24 protein-coding genes are annotated in these 21,501 nt (G+C 69.7%); 4 read left to right on the top strand and 20 right to left on the bottom strand.

Going from position 1 to position 21,501, the window contains the following annotated elements; genetic code table 11:
* Window positions 1-58 precede the first annotated feature (58 nt).
* The 3 genes from DEJ19_RS16805 (at window position 59) to coaA (ending at window position 2,792) form a co-directional block, all read left to right on the top strand.
* On the top strand, window positions 59-1,246 hold the full coding sequence (locus DEJ19_RS16805) for an ATP-binding protein (protein ID WP_111232654.1): 1,188 nt from the start codon (window positions 59-61) through the stop codon (window positions 1,244-1,246).
* A gap of 10 nt (window positions 1,247-1,256) precedes the next feature.
* Window positions 1,257-1,742, top strand: coding sequence for a glutathione peroxidase (locus DEJ19_RS16810; protein WP_071245463.1), 486 nt, complete (start codon window positions 1,257-1,259; stop codon window positions 1,740-1,742).
* 105 nt (window positions 1,743-1,847) lie between these two features.
* On the top strand, window positions 1,848-2,792 hold the full coding sequence (coaA, locus tag DEJ19_RS16815) for a type I pantothenate kinase (protein ID WP_111099564.1): 945 nt from the start codon (window positions 1,848-1,850) through the stop codon (window positions 2,790-2,792).
* A gap of 94 nt (window positions 2,793-2,886) precedes the next feature.
* On the opposite strand, the gene glmM is transcribed toward coaA, so the two are convergent.
* The 13 genes from glmM to infA form a co-directional block, all read right to left on the bottom strand.
* Window positions 2,887-4,260 (bottom strand): phosphoglucosamine mutase, encoded by a 1,374-nt coding sequence (gene glmM, locus DEJ19_RS16820; RefSeq protein ID WP_111099565.1) that lies wholly within the window; start codon window positions 4,258-4,260, stop codon window positions 2,887-2,889.
* Between the two features lie 22 nt (window positions 4,261-4,282).
* A complete protein-coding gene (rpsI, locus tag DEJ19_RS16825; RefSeq protein WP_017885499.1) occupies window positions 4,283-4,768 on the bottom strand; it encodes a 30S ribosomal protein S9 in 486 nt (161 codons plus the stop codon).
* Window positions 4,769-4,804: 36 nt separating this feature from the next.
* A complete protein-coding gene (gene rplM / locus DEJ19_RS16830; protein ID WP_111232653.1) occupies window positions 4,805-5,251 on the bottom strand; it encodes a 50S ribosomal protein L13 in 447 nt (148 codons plus the stop codon).
* A 330-nt stretch (window positions 5,252-5,581) separates the two neighbouring features.
* Entirely contained in the window at window positions 5,582-8,677 is a 3,096-nt protein-coding gene (locus DEJ19_RS16835) for an ExeM/NucH family extracellular endonuclease (RefSeq protein ID WP_220035292.1), read from the bottom strand.
* 125 nt (window positions 8,678-8,802) lie between these two features.
* A complete protein-coding gene (locus tag DEJ19_RS16840) occupies window positions 8,803-9,546 on the bottom strand; it encodes an MBL fold metallo-hydrolase (protein WP_111232652.1) in 744 nt (247 codons plus the stop codon).
* On the bottom strand, window positions 9,543-10,451 hold the full coding sequence (truA, locus tag DEJ19_RS16845; RefSeq protein ID WP_111094822.1) for a tRNA pseudouridine(38-40) synthase TruA: 909 nt from the start codon (window positions 10,449-10,451) through the stop codon (window positions 9,543-9,545). Before truA ends, DEJ19_RS16840 begins: the two co-directional genes overlap by 4 nt.
* Before the next feature lie 76 nt (window positions 10,452-10,527).
* Window positions 10,528-11,646, bottom strand: coding sequence for an FUSC family protein (locus DEJ19_RS16850; RefSeq protein WP_111023289.1), 1,119 nt, complete (start codon window positions 11,644-11,646; stop codon window positions 10,528-10,530).
* Window positions 11,647-11,786: 140 nt separating this feature from the next.
* The gene (gene rplQ, locus DEJ19_RS16855; protein ID WP_071245471.1) at window positions 11,787-12,365 is read right to left on the bottom strand and encodes a 50S ribosomal protein L17; all 579 of its coding nucleotides are present in this window, start codon (window positions 12,363-12,365) and stop codon (window positions 11,787-11,789) included.
* Window positions 12,366-12,428: 63 nt separating this feature from the next.
* A complete protein-coding gene (locus DEJ19_RS16860) occupies window positions 12,429-13,424 on the bottom strand; it encodes a DNA-directed RNA polymerase subunit alpha (protein WP_017885506.1) in 996 nt (331 codons plus the stop codon).
* A gap of 205 nt (window positions 13,425-13,629) precedes the next feature.
* Window positions 13,630-14,028 carry a 30S ribosomal protein S11 gene (rpsK, locus tag DEJ19_RS16865; RefSeq protein WP_017885507.1) on the bottom strand — a complete coding sequence of 133 codons (399 nt, stop codon included), beginning with the start codon at window positions 14,026-14,028 and terminating at the stop codon, window positions 13,630-13,632.
* 9 nt (window positions 14,029-14,037) lie between these two features.
* The gene (gene rpsM, locus DEJ19_RS16870) at window positions 14,038-14,412 is read right to left on the bottom strand and encodes a 30S ribosomal protein S13 (protein ID WP_017885508.1); all 375 of its coding nucleotides are present in this window, start codon (window positions 14,410-14,412) and stop codon (window positions 14,038-14,040) included.
* 186 nt (window positions 14,413-14,598) lie between these two features.
* Window positions 14,599-14,715, bottom strand: coding sequence for a 50S ribosomal protein L36 (gene rpmJ, locus DEJ19_RS16875; protein ID WP_022903266.1), 117 nt, complete (start codon window positions 14,713-14,715; stop codon window positions 14,599-14,601).
* Between the two features lie 70 nt (window positions 14,716-14,785).
* A complete protein-coding gene (gene infA / locus DEJ19_RS16880; protein WP_017885509.1) occupies window positions 14,786-15,007 on the bottom strand; it encodes a translation initiation factor IF-1 in 222 nt (73 codons plus the stop codon).
* A 294-nt stretch (window positions 15,008-15,301) separates the two neighbouring features.
* Here infA and DEJ19_RS16885 point away from each other — a divergent pair, with 294 nt between their 5' ends.
* Window positions 15,302-16,594: an LCP family protein gene (locus DEJ19_RS16885; protein ID WP_111094821.1), complete on the top strand. Its 1,293-nt coding sequence runs from the start codon at window positions 15,302-15,304 to the stop codon at window positions 16,592-16,594.
* Between the two features lie 143 nt (window positions 16,595-16,737).
* Here DEJ19_RS16885 and map read toward each other — a convergent pair whose 3' ends face one another.
* The 7 genes from map to rplR all read right to left on the bottom strand — a co-directional run bounded on the left by map (window position 16,738) and on the right by rplR (window position 21,499).
* Window positions 16,738-17,571: a type I methionyl aminopeptidase gene (gene map, locus DEJ19_RS16890; RefSeq protein ID WP_502869780.1), complete on the bottom strand. Its 834-nt coding sequence runs from the start codon at window positions 17,569-17,571 to the stop codon at window positions 16,738-16,740.
* Between the two features lie 5 nt (window positions 17,572-17,576).
* Window positions 17,577-18,167 carry an adenylate kinase gene (locus DEJ19_RS16895; RefSeq protein ID WP_111232651.1) on the bottom strand — a complete coding sequence of 197 codons (591 nt, stop codon included), beginning with the start codon at window positions 18,165-18,167 and terminating at the stop codon, window positions 17,577-17,579.
* Complete coding sequence (gene secY / locus DEJ19_RS16900; protein ID WP_027466722.1) at window positions 18,164-19,486, bottom strand: preprotein translocase subunit SecY; 1,323 nt, start codon at window positions 19,484-19,486, stop codon at window positions 18,164-18,166. The genes DEJ19_RS16895 and secY overlap by 4 nt, the downstream gene beginning before the upstream one ends.
* 147 nt (window positions 19,487-19,633) lie before the next feature.
* The gene (gene rplO / locus DEJ19_RS16905) at window positions 19,634-20,098 is read right to left on the bottom strand and encodes a 50S ribosomal protein L15 (RefSeq protein WP_027466723.1); all 465 of its coding nucleotides are present in this window, start codon (window positions 20,096-20,098) and stop codon (window positions 19,634-19,636) included.
* Window positions 20,095-20,280 (bottom strand): 50S ribosomal protein L30, encoded by a 186-nt coding sequence (gene rpmD, locus DEJ19_RS16910; RefSeq protein ID WP_017885515.1) that lies wholly within the window; start codon window positions 20,278-20,280, stop codon window positions 20,095-20,097. The genes rplO and rpmD overlap by 4 nt, the downstream gene beginning before the upstream one ends.
* A complete protein-coding gene (gene rpsE, locus DEJ19_RS16915; RefSeq protein ID WP_071406161.1) occupies window positions 20,280-21,128 on the bottom strand; it encodes a 30S ribosomal protein S5 in 849 nt (282 codons plus the stop codon). Before rpsE ends, rpmD begins: the two co-directional genes overlap by 1 nt.
* Entirely contained in the window at window positions 21,125-21,499 is a 375-nt protein-coding gene (gene rplR, locus DEJ19_RS16920) for a 50S ribosomal protein L18 (protein ID WP_027466725.1), read from the bottom strand. Before rplR ends, rpsE begins: the two co-directional genes overlap by 4 nt.
* Window positions 21,500-21,501 lie beyond the last annotated feature (2 nt).

Raw genomic sequence — 21,501 nt, forward strand, 5'->3', positions numbered from 1 at the left:
GTCGAGCACAATCGGGAGCATTCTACGAGATGCGCTAGACAAGGGTAGAATCTGCTCGATGCACGCCGCCTTGAACCCGTACTCGCCCGGCGCCGGCCTGCGCCCCCCGGAGCTGGTCGGTCGTGACACCGAGATCGATGCGTTCGACCTCGTCGTGGCACGGTCACGGCGCGCGCTCGGAACGCGCAGCATGATCCTCCACGGGCTGCGTGGGGTCGGGAAGACCGTCCTCCTGAACCAGTTCCGCATGCAGGCTGACGCCGCGGAGTGGTTGGTCGTTGATGTCGAAGGACAGACGAGCGTGTCCGGCCGCGAGGGTGCTCGACGGAGGCTCGCGCGAGAGATCGCGCTGGCAGCACGTCGCCTCGCCCGCGGCCGCTCGGTCAGCGCAGCCGTGCAGCGCGCGCTCGGCACCGTCACGTCGTTCGGTGTGCACTTCGGGAACATCGGCTTCGACCTGGGGTTCTCCGCCGTTGAGGGTCGCGCGGACTCCGGCGTCATAGAGATCGACCTCGAGGAACTCGTCGAGGACCTCGCCCCCGCGCTACGGGAGCAGAACCGGGCGCTCGCACTCTTCATCGACGAGGTCCAGGACCTCGACCTCGAGTTGCTCTCCGCGCTGTTGTCCGTCCAGCACCGGGCCGGACAACGGGGCTGGCCGTTCGTGATGGTCGGGGCCGGTCTGCCGAACGTACCGGGCAAGCTCACGGCGGCCCGGTCCTACGCCGAGCGCCTCTTCGACTACCGAGAGATCGGGTCGCTCCCGTCGGGAGCAGCCGCTGACGCGCTCACGGTTCCGGCCGCCCGCTCCGGGGTGGCTTTCGACGCCGCCGCGCTCGATCTCCTCATCGATGCCTCGGGCGGGTACCCGTACTACCTCCAGACCTACGGGGCGGCGGCGTGGGACCTCGCGGCCGACCGACGGATCACCCGCGATGACGCAGCAGCTGCCGTCGACCGCGGCAACGCAGAACTCGACAGCGGTTTCTTCCCGGCCCGCTGGGACCGTGCCACACCCGCGGAGCGGCAGTACCTCGTGGCGATGTCGGACGACCCGGCCGGCGTCTCCGGGACCGCCGTCGTGGCATCGCGCCTCGGTGCGGAACCGAAGGGGACCAGCCCGGCACGACAGGGACTGATCGAGAAGGGCATCATCTACGCGCCCGAGCGCGGCAAGGTGGCGTTCACGGTGCCGAACATGGGCGAGTTCGTCCGCCGTCAGGCCGATCTCGACATCGTGGACTAGCGTCCGGGCCATGGGACGCTTCGACGACATCGCCATCACCACGCTGCACGGCGAGGACACCACGTTCGGCGCCTACGCCGACAAGGCCGTACTGGTCGTGAACGTCGCCTCCCGGTGCGGCCTCGCCCCGCAGTACGAGCAGCTCGAGGCCCTGCAGAAGCAGTACGGCCCCCGCGGGTTCACGGTGCTGGGCTTCCCGAGCAACCAGTTCCTGCAGGAGCTCGGCTCGTCCGAGGCGATCGACGAGTACTGCTCCACCACCTGGGGCGTCACGTTCCCGATGTCCGAGAAGGTCAAGGTCAACGGCAAGAGCGCCCACCCGCTCTACCAGGCCCTCAAGGAGACCCCGGACGCCGACGGCAAGGCCGGCCGGGTCGCCTGGAACTTCGAGAAGTTCCTCGTCGCCCCCGACGGCACCGTCACGCGCTTCCGTCCCACCACGAAGCCGGACGCCCCCGAGGTCGTCGCCGCCATCGAGGCGGCCCTCCCCGCCTGACGCGTCGCGTCCTGCGGACGCGCACCGGGCACTGGACGGGAGGCCCGGGGCACGTGAGCCGGTCGGCTCACGTGCCCCGGGCCTCCCGTCTGTACGCTCGATCCCATGCCGTTCTCGGAGACCGCCGTCGCGCACCCGACCCCGTTCGTGGAGATCCCGCGTGACGAGTGGTCCCAGCTCGCCCCGAAGGAGCACCTGTCGCTCACCGAGACCGAGATCGTGCAGCTGCGCGGTCTCGGCGACCGGTTGGACATGCAGGAGGTGCAGGAGGTCTACCTGCCCCTGTCCCGCCTGCTCACGCTCTACGCCGCCGGCGCGCGGAACCTGCACGCCGAGACGAGCCGGTTCCTCGGTGAGCGCGCCGGACGCACGCCGTTCGTCATCGGCGTCGCGGGCTCCGTCGCGGTCGGCAAGTCCACCGTCGCCCGTCTGCTGCGCGAGCTGACGAAGCGCTGGCCGGACACCCCTCGGGTCGAGCTCGTGACGACCGACGGCTTCCTGTACCCGAACGCCGAGCTGGAGCGCCGCGGGATCATGGACCGGAAGGGCTTCCCGGAGTCGTACGACCGCCGCTCCCTGCTGCGCTTCGTGAGCCAGGTGAAGAGCGGGGCGACCGAGGTCCGCGCGCCGTACTACTCGCACCTGGTCTACGACATCGTGCCCGATGCCGAGATCGTCGTCCGGCAGCCCGACGTGCTCATCGTCGAGGGCCTCAACGTGCTGGCACCCCCGGTGCACGGGCGGCTCGCGCTGTCCGACCTGTTCGACTTCACGATCTACGTGGACGCGAAGACGAAGGACATCGAGTCCTGGTACGTCGACCGGTTCCTCGCCCTGCAGGAAGAGGCGTTCTCGAGCCCCGACTCGTTCTTCCACCGGTTCGCCTCGCTCTCGCGTGAGGACGCGGTGCGAACGGCGACCGACGTCTGGCGGGCGATCAACGAGCCGAACCTGATCGAGAACGTGCTGCCCACGCGCTCGCGCGCCACGCTGGTGCTGAAGAAGGGCGCGAACCACAAGGTGAACTCGGTCCTGCTCCGCAAGATCTGAGCTGCGGGCGACAGCAAAACACCGGTGTTCGCGAGCTGAACCGCGGCATGCACGTGTTCAACCGGCGAACACCGGTGTCTTGCGGAGGGAACCCCTACGCGGCGTCGAGCGCCAGGCGGTCCTGCACGACGGCGGCGAGCTCCTCGGCGATGCGCTGGGCATCGTCCTGCGAAGCGGCCTCGACCATCACGCGCACGACCGGCTCGGTGCCCGACGGACGGAGCAGCACGCGGCCGCTGTCCCCGAGCGCCTCGCTGGCGGCGGAGATGGCGTCCTGCACGCCCTGGTCGGCGAGCCCGTGGCGATCGACGCCCCGGACGTTGAGCAGCACCTGCGGGAACACCGTCATGCACGAGGCGAGCTCCTGCAGGGTCTTGCCCGTGCGCGCCATCTCGGCGACCAGGTGCAGCCCGGTCAGGATGCCGTCACCCGTGGTGGCGAACTCGTTGAAGATGATGTGGCCGGACTGCTCGCCACCGATGGAGTAGTCGCCCTCGGTCATCTTCTCGAGCACGTAGCGGTCACCCACGCCGGCCTCGATCACGGTGATGCCCGCGTCGGCCATGGCGCGCTTCAGCCCGAGGTTCGACATGACCGTCGCGACGAGGGTGTCGTCCTTCAGTCGTCCGCGCTCCTGCAGCGACAACGCCAGGATCGCCATGATCTGGTCGCCGTCGATCGCGTTGCCCGCGGCGTCGACCGCCAGGCAGCGGTCCGCGTCACCGTCGTGCGCGATGCCGACGTCGGCACCGTGCTCGAGCACCGCGCGCGCGAGGTTGTCGATGTGGGTCGAACCGACGCCGTCGTTGATGTTCCAGCCGTCGGGGTCGGCGCCGATGAGCGTCACGCGGGCACCCGCGTTGACGAAGACCTCTGGCGAGACGCCGGCGGCGGCACCGTTCGCGCAGTCGAGCACGACGTGGATGCCGTCGAGCCGGTGCGGCAGCGTGCCGAGCAGGTGCACCACGTAGCGGTCCTCGGCGTCGGCGAACCGCGAGATGCGCCCGACGTCGATGCCGGTGGGGGTGGGTGCGGAGTGGTCGTGCATGGCCGCTTCGATGCGGTCCTCGACCTCGTCCGGCAGCTTGCGGCCACCCGTGGCGAAGAACTTGATCCCGTTGTCGGGAGCGGGGTTGTGCGATGCGGAGATCATCACGCCGAAGTCGGCGTCGATGTCCGCGACGAGGAACGCCGCGGCGGGGGTGGGGATGACCCCGGCGTCGAGCACGTCGACGCCGGCCGAGGCGAGCCCGGCCGCGACGGCGGCACCGAGGAACTCGCCGGAGACGCGCGGGTCACGCGCGAGGACCGCGCGCGGGCGCGGTCGACCCGACGCCCGGCGGGCGTCGGCATGGTGTCCGTGTGTGAGGACGGCCGCGCTCGCCTGGGCAAGACCCAGTGCGAGCGCGGCCGTCAGCTCGCCGTTGGCGAGACCACGAACCCCGTCGGTACCGAACAGACGCGGCATTGCGATCTTCAGCCGGTGACGACTAGCGCTTCGAGAACTGCGAAGCCTTGCGGGCCTTCTTGAGACCGGCCTTCTTGCGCTCGATGACGCGGGCGTCACGGGTGAGGAAGCCGGCCTTCTTGAGGGCCGCGCGGTTGTTCTCGCGGTCGATCTCGTTCAGCGTGCGGGCGATGGCGAGGCGGAGCGCACCGGCCTGACCCGAGGGGCCACCACCGGTGATGCGGGCGACGACGTCGTACGAGCCGAGGAGCTCGAGCACCTTGAAGGGGTCGTTGATGAGCTGCTGGTGCAGCTTGTTCGGGAAGTAGTCCTCGAGCGTGCGGCCGTTCACGACGAACGTGCCGGAGCCCGGGACGAGCCGGACGCGCGCGATGGCCTCCTTGCGGCGCCCGACGGCACCGCCGGAGACGTTGAGGATCTGACGGGGAGCGGCCTCGGCAGCGGCGGGTGCGCTCTCCGTGGTGAAGCTCTCCGGGGTCTGGTCGAGGGAATCAGCGATCTGAGCCATGAGTTTTCTGTGTCCTTGAAGTCGTCGTGGCCGGAACTACTGTGCGACCTGGTCGAAGATGTACGGCTTGGGCTGCTGCGCGGCGTGCGGGTGCTCCGCGCCGGCGTAGACCTTCAGCTTCTTGAGCTGCTCGCGGCCGAGGGTGTTCTTCGGCAGCATGCCGCGGATCGCCTTCTCGACGGCGCGGGTGGGGTGCTTCTCGAGCATCTCCGGGTAGGAGGTCGCCGTCAGGCCGCCCGGGTACCCCGAGTGACGGTAGTAGACCTTCTTCGCGAGCTTCGAACCGGTCAGGGCGACCTTGTCGGCGTTCACGATGATGACGAAGTCACCCATGTCCATGTGCTGGGCGAAGGTGGCCTTGTGCTTGCCGCGCAGGAGCGCTGCGGCGTGGGTGGCGAGACGGCCGAGGACGACATCGGCGGCGTCGATGACGATCCAGTCGTGCTGGACGTCTGCCGGCTTCGGTGAGAACGTGCGAGTCACAGGAGTGCTGCTTTCGTGTCGAGGTGAGGAGTCCGTGAATCCCGCTCCGGTCGGGAGTTCCACGGGCAGAAGCACGCGGAACACCTCGGTTGGAGGGCTCATCTGACTGTCCGCGCGCGGGGCGCACAGACCAAGTTGAGAGCCTAGCCGACGCGGGGTACGTCGGTCAAACGCGGCCGGCTGCCGGCCTGGAGGCGCCGTGCCAGCCCGCACCGCGCCTCCCGTCCGCCGCGCGGTCGCCCTTACCGCGCATGGTGAGCAGAAACGGTCGGGTCCCCACTGCGGACCCGACCATTCCTGCTCACCAAGTGCGCCCGTGGGGCGTGGGGACTACTCCGCAGCCACAGCCCGACGTCGGCGACGCACGACCAGCACACCCGCGCCCGCCGCGAGCAGCAGGAACGCCACCAGCGCACCGGCACCCATCCCTGCGGCACCCGTGAACGCGAGCTGCCCATCCGTGGTGATCGTGATCGGGGTCCACCCGATCAGACTCCCGTCAGCAGCCGTCACCGCCAGACGATGCGCACCAGCCACCGTGTCCGCCGGGATCGTCACCCGCACCGTCCCGTCGGATGCGACCACAGCCGTGCCGATCAGCGTCGGCTCCGAGAACAACCACACGTTGACGCTCTGCCCCGCGGACTGCGTGCCCACCGTCACCGTGATCGTCTCCCCCGCACCAGCCGACGCCGGAGCCGACACCCCACCACGGCTCGCCTCCGTCAACAGCGACTCCGACGGCGCCACCGGAACAACCGGCGGGGTGATCCCGTCGACCGGCGGCACCGGAGTCGGGGTCGGCGTCGGGTTCGGCACCGGGGTCGGCGTCGGTGTCGGGGTCGGAGTCGGCACCGGCGTCGGGTCCGTGCCCGGGTCGGTGCCCGCGGCGTCCAGGTCGAAGCCGACCAGGATCGGGTCGTGGTCGCTCGCCCGGTACACGTCGTCGGTGTACAGGTTCGTCGCGTTGTAGTTGTAGCGGCTGTACTCCAGGCCCACCGACTCGACCGAGTTGATGTTCCAGATGTCCACGCCCGTGACCGTCTCGAGCGCGGCCTTCGACGCGAACACGTGGTCGAGCGAGCCACTCAGGCCGGAGAACACGTACGAGTACTCGGTGCTGTCGAGCGCCGGGCCGAGGTCGGTGTAGCCGGCCTCGTCGAGGACCACCACCGGATCCTCCTTGCTGTAGGCGTTGAAGTCGCCGAGCATGAACACCTTGTCGGTGCCGTACTGCTCCTGCATGTCGGTGGAGAAGGTCACCAGGGCCTTCGCCTGCTCGACGCGGTCGGCGTTCGACGCACCCTGCCCGTCGCCCTGGTCGGCGTTCTCGCCGGTGCCGGAGCCCTTCGACTTGAAGTGGTTCGCGATCACCAGGAAGTCGTCGTCCGCGGTGCCGCCGACCGGGCGGAACGCGTCCGCGACGGGCTGGCGGGCGTTCGTGAACGCGTCGTCGAGCAGGATCGTCGACTCGCCGACGGGCTCGACGCGGTCCTTCTTGTAGATCAGGGCGAGGCGGATGACGTCCTCACTCGCGGGCACGACGGCCGGGGACTTCGCGTAGGCCCAGGTGTCCTGGCCGGTGGCGGCGTTGAGCGCGTCGACCAGGGTGGCCACGGCGGCGTCACGGTCCTGACCGAAGCGGACGGAGTTCTCGATCTCCTCGAGCGAGACGACGTCGGCATCCAGGCCGTTGATCGCCTTGACGATCTTGCCCTGCTGGCGCAGGAAGTCCTCCTGCTCGGCGGCACCGCGGGCGTCGCAGCCCGAGTTCACCGTGACGGGGTCACCGGCACGGTCCGTGTAGTACTTGCAGCCGGTGAGCTCGTCGCCCGTGGTCGGGAAGTAGTTGAGCACGTTGAAGCCGGCGAGCTTCAGGTCGCCACCGACGTCCTGCGGCGCCGACTGGCGCACCTTCGAGAACGACGCCGGCAGGTCGGCGGCCGGGGTCGCACCCGTGATCGGCGCGGTCGGCTGGAACTTCCACCCGTTGTTGCGGTAGTCGAGGACGACCGGCTCGGTGAAGGTGGCGGCGGCACCGACGGTGACCGGGCCTTGGGTGAGCCACGACACCGGGGTGCCCTGGTTCGCCTGGGTCAGGAAGTTGGTGCTCGCACCGTCGTCGAGCGTGACCTTGCGCGCGGCGTTGTCGGCCTCGACGGCCTTCGCCGCGGCGCTGCCCGGGCGACCGACCTCGGTCGGCTGGATCAGACGCTTCGTGCCGCTGGCGAGCACGACCTCGCCGTACTGGTTCGTCGTGTAGTTGTCGGCGACGGTGTACGCCCCCTGGGGAGCGACGAGCATGCTCTCGAGCGACTCGCGCTGGGCGTCGGACGACGGGAACGCGACGGCGGCCGGCTGCGGTGCCGCGACGCTGTCGTCCAGCTGCTGCAGCGACGAGGCCCCGGACACCGTGAGCTCGGTCAGGCCGGAGTACTCGGACACGGCGCCGGTGACCCGCACGTGGTCGCCCTCGTGCACCAGCCCGGCGGTGGCGGACGAGAAGACGAACACGGCGTCGGACGCGGTGTGGGCGGCGAGGTCGATCGCGCCGCCGGTGCCCGGGGTCTGGATCGTGTAGCCGTTGAAGCCGCCGGTGCCGTAGACCGCGGTGATGACGCCGTCGGTCGTGACGTTCTTGCCGGCGTACGGCGAGGTGTCCGTGGTGCCCTGCAGCTGGGCGATGGTCACCGTCTCGGCGGGCGTGCCGGGCGCGGGGGTCCCGCCGTCACCCGGGTCGGTCGGTTCCGTGGGCTCGGTCGGTGCCGTCGTCTCGCCCGCGGCGTTCCGTGGGGTGAGCGTCGTCGTCACGGAGAAGTCCGCACCGTTGACGTCGGTGTCCGTGGTGCCCTGGCGGACCAGGCCGTTCGGGACGGAGTTGTCCCCGGTCACGGTGCGCACGGCCGACTCGAACGTGTTCGAGGCGCCGTAGCCGAGCAGGTCGACCACGCCGTCGGTGCCGGTGGCGACGGGTCCGGCGGCGAGCGCCAGGGGTGCCGTGGCGTCGGACAGCACGAGCGTGCCCGTGGTGCCCGACGGGTTGAGCGTCGCGGTGTCGTCGGCGGCGGGCAGGTCCTCGCCAGCCGCGGTGGCCCCGCCGTTGCCCGCCATCGACACCAGGAAGGTGCCCTTGGCCGGCACGGTGCCCTGGAGCGCACTGGCCGAGAACGTGCCGGTGCCCGTGGCGGAACGGTACTGGAGCGACCACCCGTCGAGCGACACGGCGGCGTCGGTCGGGTTGCCGATCTCGACGAACTTCTCGTTGTAGAACGCGCCCTTGCTCCCCGCCTTCAGGTAGGCCTCCTCGATGACGAGGTCGGTCCCCTCGGGGTTCGCGGTCGCTGCGGTGACGGTGACGAGTGGAGCCGCGAGGAGCGTCGCGGCCGCCGTGGCGCACAGCAGAGTGCGCCCGAGGGTGTTGGCCATGTCCGCACGCTACCGACCTGCGGGGACATTCAGGTTGCGTCGAGGTAAATGATTGCGTTCGGCAACATCAGCCGAACGCGCGGCACCAGCCGATCGCGTTCGGCGGCACAGCCGATCGCGCGGCATCAGCCGATCGGCAGCCACGTCCCGCCCACACGTCGGACAGCCGGTCCGTGTCCCGGCAGCACGAGCGCCGGGAACGGCAGCGCCCGTGCCGACTCGAGCGCGCGGTCCTGGTCGGCGGTGAAGAAGGGTGTGATCATCCGCGGCCGCGGGGCCCACGACCCGGGCTGGGTGTCGTGCCGGCTGACGACCGCGTCGCCCGTGACGATCGCGTCCGCCGCGGGCAGCAGGTAGGCCGTCGAGCCGTCGGTGTGGCCGACGGCCGGGAAGGGTGTGATCGCCCGGCCCGCGAAGTCCGCACCGGTGAACGCGCGAGCGGACGGCACGGTGGTCGGTCGGAGGGCGTCGGAGCGGATGGCCCGTGCCAGCCAGGCGAGCACCCGCGGGCTGGCGAGCCGGCCGCCGATCTCCGCCGGGGTGACCTGCTGCCGCTCCGGTCCGCGGACGTTGGCGAGCTCGTCGGTGTGGGCGAGCACCTCCACGCCGGGGTACCGCTCGAGGATCCCGGGGATGCCGCCGACGTGGTCGACGTGTCCGTGCGTCACGTAGACGCGACGGAGGTCGGCGGGGTCGTGTCCGGCGACGCGCACGGTGTCGAGCACGAGGTCGGTGTCGGCCGGGTAGCCGGCGTCGATCAGCGCGACGCCGTCCTCCTCGGCCAGCACCACCCAGTTGGACACCGGGCCCTCGACGAAGACGACTCCGGGGGCGACGGACACGACGGAACGGGGTTCACGCGGGCTCATCCCTCGACGGTACCGTCCACCGACCGGCGGGCCCGGGTCTGCTCCGCCCGCTGCGCGAGCTCCGCGTCTGCCGGGTAGCCCACCTCGGTCAGCGTCAGTCCCTTCGCCGGCGCCGTCTTGAAGGCACTCGTGCGCTCCTCGGCGACGCGCAGTTCCTCGAGGCGGTCCGGGCCGAAGCGGCCCTCGCCGACGGCGATGGTCGCGCCGACCATGGCCCGCACCATCGAGTGGCAGAAGGCGTCGGCCTGGAGGCGCGCCACCAGCACGCCGTCCGGCTCGCGGTCCCAGCCGAACTGCTGCAACGTCCGGATGGTCGTCGCCCCCTCGCGCGGCTTGCAGAACGTCGCGAAGTCGTGCAGCCCGAGCAACGTCAGCGCACCGCGCTCCATCGCTGCCGGATCGAGCCGCGCCGCGTGCCAGACCGTGTGCCCGCGTCGACGTGGATCGCGCGGGGCGTCGGCGTCCGCGATCCGGTACTCGTACCGGCGCCAGAGCGGGGAAAACCGGGCGTCGAACCCGTCGGGCGCCACCGAAGCTCCGGTGACGACGACGTCCCCCTCGGGTGCCGCGATGCCGTTGACCCGCTTGAGCAGCCCGTCGAGCGGTGACCGGCCCGACCCGCGCTTGGCGGTGAGCGCGGCCCACTGCTCTGCCGACAGGTCCAGGTGCGCGACCTGCCCCGTGGCGTGCACCCCGGCGTCGGTGCGTCCGGCAACGGTGAGCAACGGCGGTTCGCCCCAGCGGGTGAAGACAGTGGCGAGTGCGGTCTCGAGCGCGCCCTGCACGGTCCGGAGCCCGGGCTGCCGGGCCCACCCGGAGAACGCCGCCCCGTCGTAGGCGATGTCCAGCCGGAGCCGCACGTCGCCCGTGCTGTCGGGGTCCTGGAAGCCGACCGTCTCGTCCACGTGACCACCGTAGCGGGGGTGATCCGTGCCTCCCGGCCCGCGATCCGTCTGCCGGACGGCGGCCGCCCGTACCCGCTCAGCCGCGCGGACGGCCGAACGCCGACGGACCGGTCCGGGTGTCGAGGTCGTCGGTGGCGCGTCGCTCGGACTCGACGATCCCGCGCAGGGCGACGAGCGCGGCCGAGGTGACCGCGACGTGCGAGGGGTTCTCGCGCGATGCGTCGAGCGCGCTCTCGAGTCGTGCGATGGCCTCTTCGGCCTGGTCCTCCGGGGAGTCGCCGCGGATCGTGCTGGCGATCTTCCGCAGTGCCTCGGCGATGGGGGTGGCGAACGCGGGGTCCGGACGCCCGACGCCCTCGGACACCGGGCCGGAGCGTGCCACGAGCTCGGTGAGGTCGGTCGTGTACCAGGCGACCCGCTCCAGTGCGCGGAAGCGTCCGCCGTCCTTCTGGAGCCGCGCTCGCGACCCGCGCAGTGCACCACGGGGGTTGAGTCGGCGGCTCTCGTGCGCGATCGCCACCCGCGACCGCACGTCCGCGATCGCGCGGTCCAGGCGGTCCTGCTGGTGGTCCCACGCCTTCTCGTCGCGCTTGCCCTCCTCGAGCACGGCTGCCAGCCCGTCGAGGTGGTCCGCCAGCACGCCGTTCACCGCGTCGATGCGGTGTTCGGCGTCCCAGAAGTGCAGCGGCGGGAACACCAGGAAGTTGACCAGCAGCCCGATCACGACGCCCACGGCCATCTGCACGAGGTACCCGAGCGAGTACCCCTCGGCGTTGGCGCCGCCGACGAGCAGGACGAAGAGCGCCGCGGTGGACACCCACGAGCTGCCCTCGCCCAGCACGCGGAACCCGCCGACCAGCACCCCGACGCCGACCGCGAGCGCGATCGCGAGGAAGCCGGGATCGCCGACCCACATCGTGAACGCGGCGATGAGGATGCCGAGGGCGATCCCGACCAGGGTCTGCACACCGCTCCGGATGCCCGCGAACACCGTCGTCTGCATCGCGACGACGGCGCCGAGTGGTGCGTAGTACGGGTACTCGGCCGCGACGCCCGGGATGTGCCGCGCCACGAACCAGGCGATCACCGCGGCGGCGGCGGCCTTGCCGGCGTGCAGCAGGCGCGGCTGTGTGCCCGAGGTCCGGCTCCACCGCCAGACCCGGGTCCCCAGACCCGCAACGTGCTGGAACGCCATGACTTCCTTCCGTCGCACCCGGCCCGTGACGGTACGCCGAGCAGTCGGTGTGCACGACCAGCCTCGGACGCGAGGAAGCCCCCGCGACCTGGGTCGCGGGGGCTTCCTCGTGGTGGTGCAGCGCCCCGGAGGGCACCGGACTACTTGGTGTCGGCGTCGTCCGACTTCTCGGCGGCGTCGGCCTCGACCTCGGCAGCAGCCTCGGTCTCGGACTCGGTCTCGACCGGGGCGGACTCCTCGGTGGTCTCGGTCTCTTCGACCGGGGCCTCCTCGGTGGTCTCGTCAGCGGCGGGCTCGTCGACCGGCGCGGCAGCAGCGGCCGGAGCCGAGTTGCGCTTGACCGGAGCGGGCGTGCTCGAGACGGGCTCGAGGACGAGCTCGATCGACGCCAGCGGGGCGTTGTCGCCCTTGCGGAAGCCGAGCTTCGTGATGCGGGTGTAACCGCCCTGGCGGTCCTCGACCTGGGGAGCGATCTCGGTGAACAGCGTGTGCACGACGGACTTGTCGCGCAGGATGCTGATCACACGACGACGCGCGTGCAGGTCGCCGCGCTTCGCGAACGTGATGAGACGCTCGGCGACCGGACGGAGGCGCTTGGCCTTCGTCTCGGTGGTCGTGATGCGACCGTGCGTGAAGAGGGCGTTGGCGAGGTTGCTCAGGAGCAGGCGCTCGTGGGCGGGACCGCCACCGAGGCGGGGGCCCTTGGTGGGCTTCGGCATGTCAGTTCTCCAGTGGTGAAAGTGGTGCGCGCGGTGTCAGCGCGCTTGCGCGTGAGCGCGAGGTCAGTTGTTGGACTCGTCCTCGTCGTACCCGCTGTAGAAGTGGGCGCCGTCGAATCCGGGGACGGTGTCCTTGAGGGACAGGCCGAGCTCGGTGAGCTTGTCCTTGACCTCGTCCACCGACTTCTGACCGAAGTTGCGGATGTTCATGAGCTGCGTCTCCGACAGGGCGACGAGCTCGGACACCGTGTTGATGCCCTCCCGCTTCAGGCAGTTGTAGCTGCGGACCGACAGGTCGAGGTCCTCGATCGGGGTCTGCAGTTCGTTCGAGAGCACGGCGTCGACCGGCGCGGGGCCGATCTCGATGCCCTCTGCCGCCGTGTTGAGCTCGCGAGCGAGCCCGAACAGCTCGACCAGCGTGCGACCGGCCGACGCGATGGCGTCGCGCGGCGTGATGGCCGGCTTCGCTTCGACGTCGACGACCAGGCGGTCGAAGTCCGTGCGCTCACCGGCACGCGTCGCCTCGACGCGGTAGGTGACCTTGAGGACGGGCGAGTAGATCGAGTCGATCGGGATCTGACCGGCTTCGCTGAACTCGGAACGGTTCTGCGTCGCCGAGACGTAGCCACGGCCACGCTCGATCGTGAGCTCGAGCTCGAAGCGCGCGGTGTCGTTCAGGGTCGCGATGACGAGTTCCGGGTTGTGGATCTCGACGCCGGCCGGAGCGGAGATGTCCGCTGCGGTGACCTGACCGGCACCCTGCTTGCGCAGGTACGCCGTGATGGGCTCGTCGTGCTCGCTGGAGACGACCAGGCTCTTGATGTTGAGGATGATCTCGGTGACGTCTTCCTTGACACCGGGAACGGTGCTGAACTCGTGGAGGACGCCGTCGATGCGGATGCTGGTGACAGCCGCGCCGGGGATCGAGGAGAGGAGCGTGCGGCGCAGCGAGTTGCCGAGGGTGTAACCGAAGCCCGGCTCGAGCGGCTCGATGACGAAGCGCGAGCGGTGCTCGGAGATCGGCTCCTCGGTCAGGGTGGGGCGCTGTGCAATGAGCACTGTGGGATTCCTTTCGGCGAAGTGTCCGCTATATGACACTTGGCGGTACGACGGGGCCGCATGGGCCCCGACGGGTCTGTTGAGTTGTGATCACGCGCACACACGTGCGCGATCGAACGACCAGGAATGGCCGCGGGCCCTGCCCGCCCTCGCCGGAACGGATCCGGTCAGGGGACGAGCAGGGCGCGGCCGGTTGCTCCTCGCGTCAGACGCGACGGCGCTTGGGCGGGCGGCACCCGTTGTGCGCCTGCGGCGTGACGTCGTTGATCGAGCCGACCTCGAGGCCAGCGGCCTGGAGGGAGCGGATCGCGGTCTCGCGACCCGAACCCGGGCCCTTCACGAAGACGTCGACCTTCTTGACGCCGTGCTCCTGCGCCTGACGCGCAGCGGACTCGGCGGCGAGCTGCGCCGCGAACGGCGTCGACTTGCGCGAACCCTTGAAGCCCACGGCACCCGAGGACGCCCAGCTGAGGACGGCACCCGACGGGTCGGTGATGCTGACGATCGTGTTGTTGAACGTGCTCTTGATGTGGGCCTGGCCCACAGCGACGTTCTTCTTCTCCTTGCGGCGCGGCTTGCGCGCGGCAGTCTTGGGGGTAGCCATCGGGGTCTCCTATCGAGCCTTCTTCTTGCCTGCCACGGTGCGCTTCGGTCCCTTGCGGGTACGAGCGTTGGTCTTGGTGCGCTGACCGCGCACCGGGAGACCACGACGGTGGCGAAGACCCTCGTAGCTGCCGATCTCGACCTTGCGGCGGATGTCGGCGGCGACCTCACGGCGGAGGTCACCCTCGACCTTGAAGTTGCCCTCGATGAAGTCACGGAGGGCGACGAGCTGGTCGTCGGTCAGGTCCTTGACGCGGATGTCACCGGAGATACCGGTCTCCGTCAGTGCCTGGACGGCGCGGGTACGGCCGACGCCGTAGATGTACGTGAGTGCGATCTCCACGCGCTTCTCGCGCGGGATGTCGACGCCTGCTAGACGTGCCATGTGATGGCTGCTCCTGTTGTCGATGGAGGTGTGGCGCAGTACCGGTGCTCGGGCCTCCGCCCCGAGGTGTCCCCCGGTCGTCGTGCGACCGGGTTCTGGTACTGCGTTGTCGATCTTCAGTTGTGGGTCGTGCTCGAGCAGCCTGGTGTCCGATGGACACCGTCGGCGCCGGTCACGCGCCCGGGACTAGCCCTGGCGCTGCTTGTGACGCGGGTTGCTCTTGCAGATCACCATGACGCGGCCCTTGCGGCGAATCACACGGCAGTGTTCGCAGATGGGCTTGACGCTGGGGTTGACCTTCATGGTTCTTTCCTCGTGCTCGCTGGCTTCGTGCTCGGCAGGATTGCCGTGCCGTTCCTTTCCAGCTCGCGGATCACTTGTAGCGGTAGACGATCCGGCCGCGGGTCAGGTCGTACGGGCTCAGCTCCACGATCACGCGGTCCTCGGGGAGGATGCGGATGTAGTGCTGGCGCATCTTCCCGGAGATGTGCGCGAGGACCTTGTGTCCGTTCGTCAGCTCAACGCGGAACATCGCGTTGGGCAGAGCTTCGAGCACCGAGCCTTCGATCTCGATGACGCCGTCTTTCTTGGCCATAGCCTCACTGTCGCTTGGTTGTGGAACAGGTGTGATCCCCGAACCGGTCTGCGGGTCGGTCGCCACACCCGAGAGGGCATGACACACCAAAGATCGATCTTATGTGGTAAACCCGCAATTGCCAAGTGGGGACGCGGAACACCCCACGTCTGGGGCTTCCGGGGCCGTGCCTGAGCGTTGCACAGTGGTTTGACGGCGCGCTCCGGGCGCACACATGCGCGCGAACCGTAGTTTTGCTCCGCAGCCACGTCCGTCGCACCAGCAGATCGCGCCGGACCACCGAACGGAGAACACGTGCCCGACGCCACCCGACGCCCCTTCGCCAGCCACGGCAAGCAGGCCCGTCGCCGGGGTTGGGGCACGCTCGTCACCGTCGTCGCGTCCGCCGTAGCCGTCCTGCTCGTCAGCGGCACGAGCGTCGCCGCGATCGCCGGGGCACAGCTCGCCACCGCGCCGCAGACCGTCGCGCTGAGCACCGACGACCAGAGCACCGCGAAGACCGCCGACATCTCGGCGATCAAGGGCGGAGCGAACATCCTGCTCATCGGGAGCGACACCCGGGTCGGCCAGTTCGACTCCGACGAGGACGTCGAGGGCGCCCGCAACGACGTCACGATGCTCATCCACATCTCGGCGGACCACCAGCAGCTCACCGCGGTCAGCTTCCCCCGTGACCTGATGGTCCCCATCCCGGCCTGCACGAACCCCGCGACCGGCACGACCTACCCGGCGTCCACCTCGGCGATGTTCAACACCGCGCTCGGCAACGGCGGTGTCTCCTGCGTCGTGGACACGGTCGAGAACCTGACCGGTCTGAGCATCCCCTACGCCGGGCTCATCACGTTCGACGGCGTGATCGAGATGTCGAACGCCCTCGGCGGGGTGGACGTCTGCGTCGCCGAGCCGATCGACGACACGTTCACCGGCCTGCACCTCACGACGGGCTCGCACTCCCTCGAGGGTTCGGACGCCCTGGCCTTCCTGCGCACCCGCCACGGGGTCGGCGACGGCAGCGACCTCGCCCGCATCAGCTCGCAGCAGGTGTTCCTGTCGGCGCTCCTCCGCAAGGTCACCTCGGACGGCACGCTCTCGAACCCGATCACGCTCTACAAGCTGGCCGGCGCCGCCCTGTCCAACATGACGCTGTCCGACGGCCTGGCCCAGACCGGCACCCTCGTCAAGCTCGCGGCCGCCCTGCGCGGGATGAGCACGGCCAACATGCTCTTCGTGCAGTACCCGGTGGCCGACGACCCCGCCGACAGCGCCCGCGTGATCGTCGACCAGGAGACGGCCCACACCCTGAACGTGGCGCTGCAGAACGACGTCCGGTCCTCGCTGAGCGACTCGAGCACCGGTCGCGCCTCCGAGGAGTCGCCGTCGAGCGGCGGGACGTCGAGCGGCACCGGGTCGTCCGGCTCCTCGGGGTCGTCCGGCACCTCGAGTTCGTCCGGGACCTCGTCCGCCGGCACACCGTCGGCGACGCCGAGCGCGACCGCGACGCGGACGCCGACCGCGTCGGCGACGCCGCTGCCCTCGTCGATCACCGGGCAGAGCGCCTCCGAGGAGACCTGCTCCGTCGGCAACTGACGCGACGTCACGGCGTGGGCCCGACAGTGGTCGGGAGGGTCCACGCGACGTCGTCGACGCGGCGGACGCCAGCCGGGCCTCCTGGCCGTCGCATCGAGCGGAGACGCCCAGCGTGGGCACCGCGTGCGGACTGGAGGCCCGTCCTACGGGATCGGGACGGGCGTCACACCCAGCGGGGCCAGGCCCCGAGCGCCGCCGTCGGCGGCCGTGAGCACCCAGATGCCGGCCGCGTGCACCGCGACGCTGTGCTCCCAGTGCGCGGCGTCGGAGCCGTCGAGCGTCCGGACCGTCCACTCGTCGTCGTCCGTCGAGCTGTCGATCGCGCCGGCCGTGACCATGGGCTCGATGGCGACCACCAGCCCCGGCTTGACGGCAGGTCCGGCACCGCGCACGCGGTAGTTGAAGACCGGCGGTTCCTCGTGCATCGACCGGCCGATGCCGTGGCCGGTGTAGTCCTCGACGATGCCCCACGCGCCGGTCTCGTCGATCGCGTCCTCCACGGCCGAGCCGACCTCGTGCAGGTTCTTCGCGTGGGCGAGCGCGGCGATGCCGTGCCAGAGCGACCGCTCGGTCGTGTCGCAGAGCGTCTGACGGGCTGCGGCGACCGCTGCGTCGCCGCCGGGCACGACGGTCGTGAACGCGCTGTCGCCGTTCCAGCCGTCGACCTCGGCGCCGGCGTCCACCGACACGATGTCGCCGGGCGCGAGGACGCGCTCACCGGGGATCCCGTGCACGATCTCGTCGTTCACCGACACGCACAGCGTGTGGCGGTAGCCGGGCACGAGCTGGAAGTTCGGGACTCCACTGCCGTCACGGATGGTGCGCTCGGCGATCGCATCGAGTTCACCGGTGGTGATCCCCGGACGGATCGCTGCACGGACGGCGTCGAGCGCCTCGGCGGTCAGCTGGCCCGGCCGGACCATCGCCCGGAGCTCGTCCGGGGTCTTGTAGATCGAGGGCTTCTTGAACCGCACCACGCTGGTCAGACGGTCGCGGAGAGCCCGCGGCGCGCCAGTGCCGTCTGGATGCGGTCGCCGACCTCGTCGATGGCACCGAGGCCGTCGACGTCGACCACGAGGCCACGCTCGCCGTACGCCGCCACGATGGGCGCCGTCTGCTCGGCGTAGACCTGCTGGCGACGACGGATCGTCTCCTCGTTGTCGTCGCTGCGGCCCTGGTCCTCGGCCCGCTTGAGCAGGCGACCGACGAGCTCGTCCTGGTCGGCGACGAGCTGCACGACGGCGTCGATCCCGGTGCCCTGCTCGGCGAGCAGTGCGTCGAGGTACTCGACCTGACCGACCGTGCGCGGGTAGCCGTCCAGCAGGAAGCCGTGCTCGGCATCGGGCTCCTGCAGGCGTGACTTCACGAGCTCGTTCGTCAGGGAGTCCGGCACGTAGTCGCCGGCGTCCATGATCGCCTTCGCCTGCACACCGAGGGGCGTGCCCTCTGCCACGTTCTTGCGGAAGATGTCCCCGGTCGAGATCGCGGGGATCCCGAAGGAGTCCGCGATCCGGCCGGCCTGGGTGCCCTTCCCGGCTCCGGGAGGTCCGACGATTATGAGACGTGCGCTCAACGGAGAAGCCCTTCGTAGTGACGCTGCTGCAGCTGCGAGTCGATCTGCTTCACGGTCTCGAGACCGACACCCACGATAATGAGGATGCTCGCGCCACCGAACGGGAAGTTCTGGTTCGCGCCGAACAGCGCCAGTGCTGCCAGCGGGATGAGCGCGATGAGACCGAGGTAGAGCGAGCCGGGCAGCGTCACCCGGGTGAGGACGTAGTCGAGGTACTCGGCGGTCGGACGACCGGCACGGATGCCGGGGATGAACCCGCCGTACTTCTTCATGTTGTCGGCGACCTCTTCGGGGTTGAAGGTGATCGCCACGTAGAAGTACGTGAACCCGACGATGAGCAGGAAGTACAGGACCATGTAGAACCAGTTGTCACCCGAGGTCAGGTTGTTCTGGATCCAGGTCACCCACGCGGCCGGCTCGGAACCGTCCGAGGGCTGGTTGAACTGCGCGATCAGGGCCGGCAGGTACAGCAGCGACGAGGCGAAGATGACGGGCACGACGCCGGCCATGTTCACCTTGATCGGGATGTAGGTGTTGTTGCCGCCGTACGTCCGCCGCCCGACCATGCGCTTGGCGTACTGCACGGGGATCCGCCGCTGTGACTGCTCGACGAACACGACGGCCATCATGATCACGAGTCCGACCAGGATCACGAACAGGAAGAGCTCGAACGACTGCGACTGCTCGATCGCCCAGAGCGCCGACGGGAACTGCGCAGCGATCGACGTGAAGATCAGGAGCGACATGCCGTTGCCGATGCCGCGCTCGGTGACGAGCTCGCCCATCCACATGATGAGGCCGGTACCGGCGGTCAGCGTGACGACCATCAGCATGATGGCGTACCAGCTGTCGTTCGAGATGATCGACGTGCAGGACGCGGAGGCGTTGGTGCCGAACAGGGCGCCGGAGCGGGCGACCGTGATCAGCGTCGTGGACTGCAGGACACCGAGCGCGATCGTGAGGTAGCGCGTGTACTGCGTCAGCTTCGCCTGGCCGGACTGGCCCTCCTTGTAGAGGGTGTCGAAGTGCGGGATGACCACACGCAGGAGCTGCACGATGATCGACGACGTGATGTACGGCATGATGCCGAGCGCGAAGACCGAGAGCTTCAGCAGCGCGCCGCCGGAGAAGAGGTTGATGAGGTCGTAGAGACCGCCGGAGGACGACGCGCTGGCGAGACAGCTCTGCACGGCGGCGTAGTCGACGAACGGTGCCGGGATGTACGACCCGAGACGGAACAGCGCGATGATCGCGAGGGTGAAGCCGATCTTCTTGCGAAGATCAGGGGTGCGCATGATGCGCGCGACCGCTCTGAACACGATGACTCCGAACTTGTGGGACCGGGGCCGTCGATCGCGGCCGGACCGGTTTCGGTCGGCAGGGCCGACCCGGCTGGCGGATGCCGGCCACTGTCAAGGAAACCGTAACGGCGGCCCGTGCGCAAACGCACGGGCCGCCGACGGGGGTTACTGGGAGACGGTGCCGCCAGCAGCCACGATCTTCTCGGCGGCGGACGCCGAGACCTTGTCGACCGTGACCGTGATCTTCACGGTGATGTCACCCTGACCGAGAACCTTGACCTTCTCGTTCTTGCGGACGGCGCCCTTGGCGACCAGGCCCGCAACGGTGACGTCGCCACCATCGGGGTAGAGCTCCGAGATCTTGTCCAGGTTCACGACCTGGTACTCGACCCGGAACGGGTTCTTGAACCCGCGGAGCTTCGGGGTGCGCATGTGCAGCGGCATCTGCCCACCCTCGAAGCCGACCCGGACCTGGTAACGGGCCTTCGTGCCCTTGGTACCACGCCCAGCGGTCTTGCCCTTCGAGCCCTCACCGCGACCAACACGGGTGCGGTCCTTCTTGGCGCCCTCTGCAGGACGGAGGTGGTGCAGCTTCAGCACCTGCACGCGCTCGTTCTTCTCGTCGCTCATGCGTCGACCTCCTCGACCTTCACGAGGTGCGCCACCGTCGCGATGTACCCGCGGTTCTGGGAGTTGTCCTCACGCTCGACCGAACGGCCGATGCGCTTGAGGCCCAGGCTGCGCAGGGTGTCGCGCTGGTACTGCTTCTCGCTGATAACGGACTTGATCTGCGTGATCTTCAGCATCGCCATCACGCACCTGCCTTCTCGGTCGCGGCACGCAGGGCTGCGGCCTCGGCCTGGAGCAGACGGGCCGGGACGACCCGCTCGACGTCGAGGCCACGACGGCTCGCGACGGCGCGGGGCTCCTCGAGCTGCTTCAGGGCCTCGACGGTCGCGTGCACGATGTTGATGGTGTTCGACGAGCCGAGCGACTTGCTCAGGACGTCGTGGATGCCGGCGCACTCGAGCACGGCGCGGACCGGACCACCGGCGATGACACCGGTACCGGGGCCGGCCGGACGCAGGAGGACGACGCCAGCGGCGGCTTCACCCTGCACCGGGTGCGGGATCGTGTTGCCGACGCGGGGGACGCGGAAGAAGTTCTTCTTCGCCTCTTCGACACCCTTGGAGATCGCCGTGGGGACCTCCTTGGCCTTGCCGTAGCCGACGCCCACGAGGCCGTTGCCGTCACCGACGACGACGAGCGCCGTGAAGCTGAAGCGACGACCACCCTTGACGACCTTCGAGACGCGGTTGATGGTCACCACGCGCTCGAGGAACTGGCTGTCGCCACCGCGGTTGTTGCGGTCGCGGCCCTGCTGACGGTCACGACCGCCACCACGACGGCCACGGTTGTCAGCGGAGTCGCGGTTGTTCGACGCGGAGCCCGCGGCGGTCTCGACCGGACGCTCGGCGACGGCAGGTGCCTCCGCCTCCTTGCCGGTCTTGGCGCCCTCGGTGGTCGCCTCGGCGGTTGCGTCGGTGGCCGTGGCCTCCGTGCTCGCCTCGGTGGTCTCCGTGGTCTCGACAGCCTCGGTCTCCGTGGCCTCGACGGCCTCGGTCTTGGCGTCTTCGTTGGTGTTCGCGTTGTCGCTCACAGGTTCAGCCCTCCTTCACGGGCACCATCGGCGATCGCGGCGACGCGACCGGCGTACTTGCTGCCACCGCGGTCGAAGACCACGGCCTCGACGCCAGCCGACTTCGCGCGCTCGGCGAGGAGCTCACCGACGCGACGGGCCTTGGCGGTCTTGTCGCCGTCGAACGAGCGGAGGTCTGCCTCCATCGTCGAGGCGCTTGCGAGGGTGTGACCCTTCGAGTCGTCGATGACCTGCACGAACACGTGACGCGACGAGCGGGTGACGGCGAGACGGGGACGAGCCTCGGTGCCGGTGATCTTCTTGCGGAGACGATTGTGACGACGCGCCTTGGCGGCCGCCTTGCTCTTGCCTCGTGTCTTGAGGAGTCCCATGA

The sequence above is a fragment of the Curtobacterium sp. MCSS17_016 genome (assembly GCF_003234255.2).
Classification (GTDB): Bacteria; Actinomycetota; Actinomycetes; order Actinomycetales; family Microbacteriaceae; genus Curtobacterium; species Curtobacterium flaccumfaciens.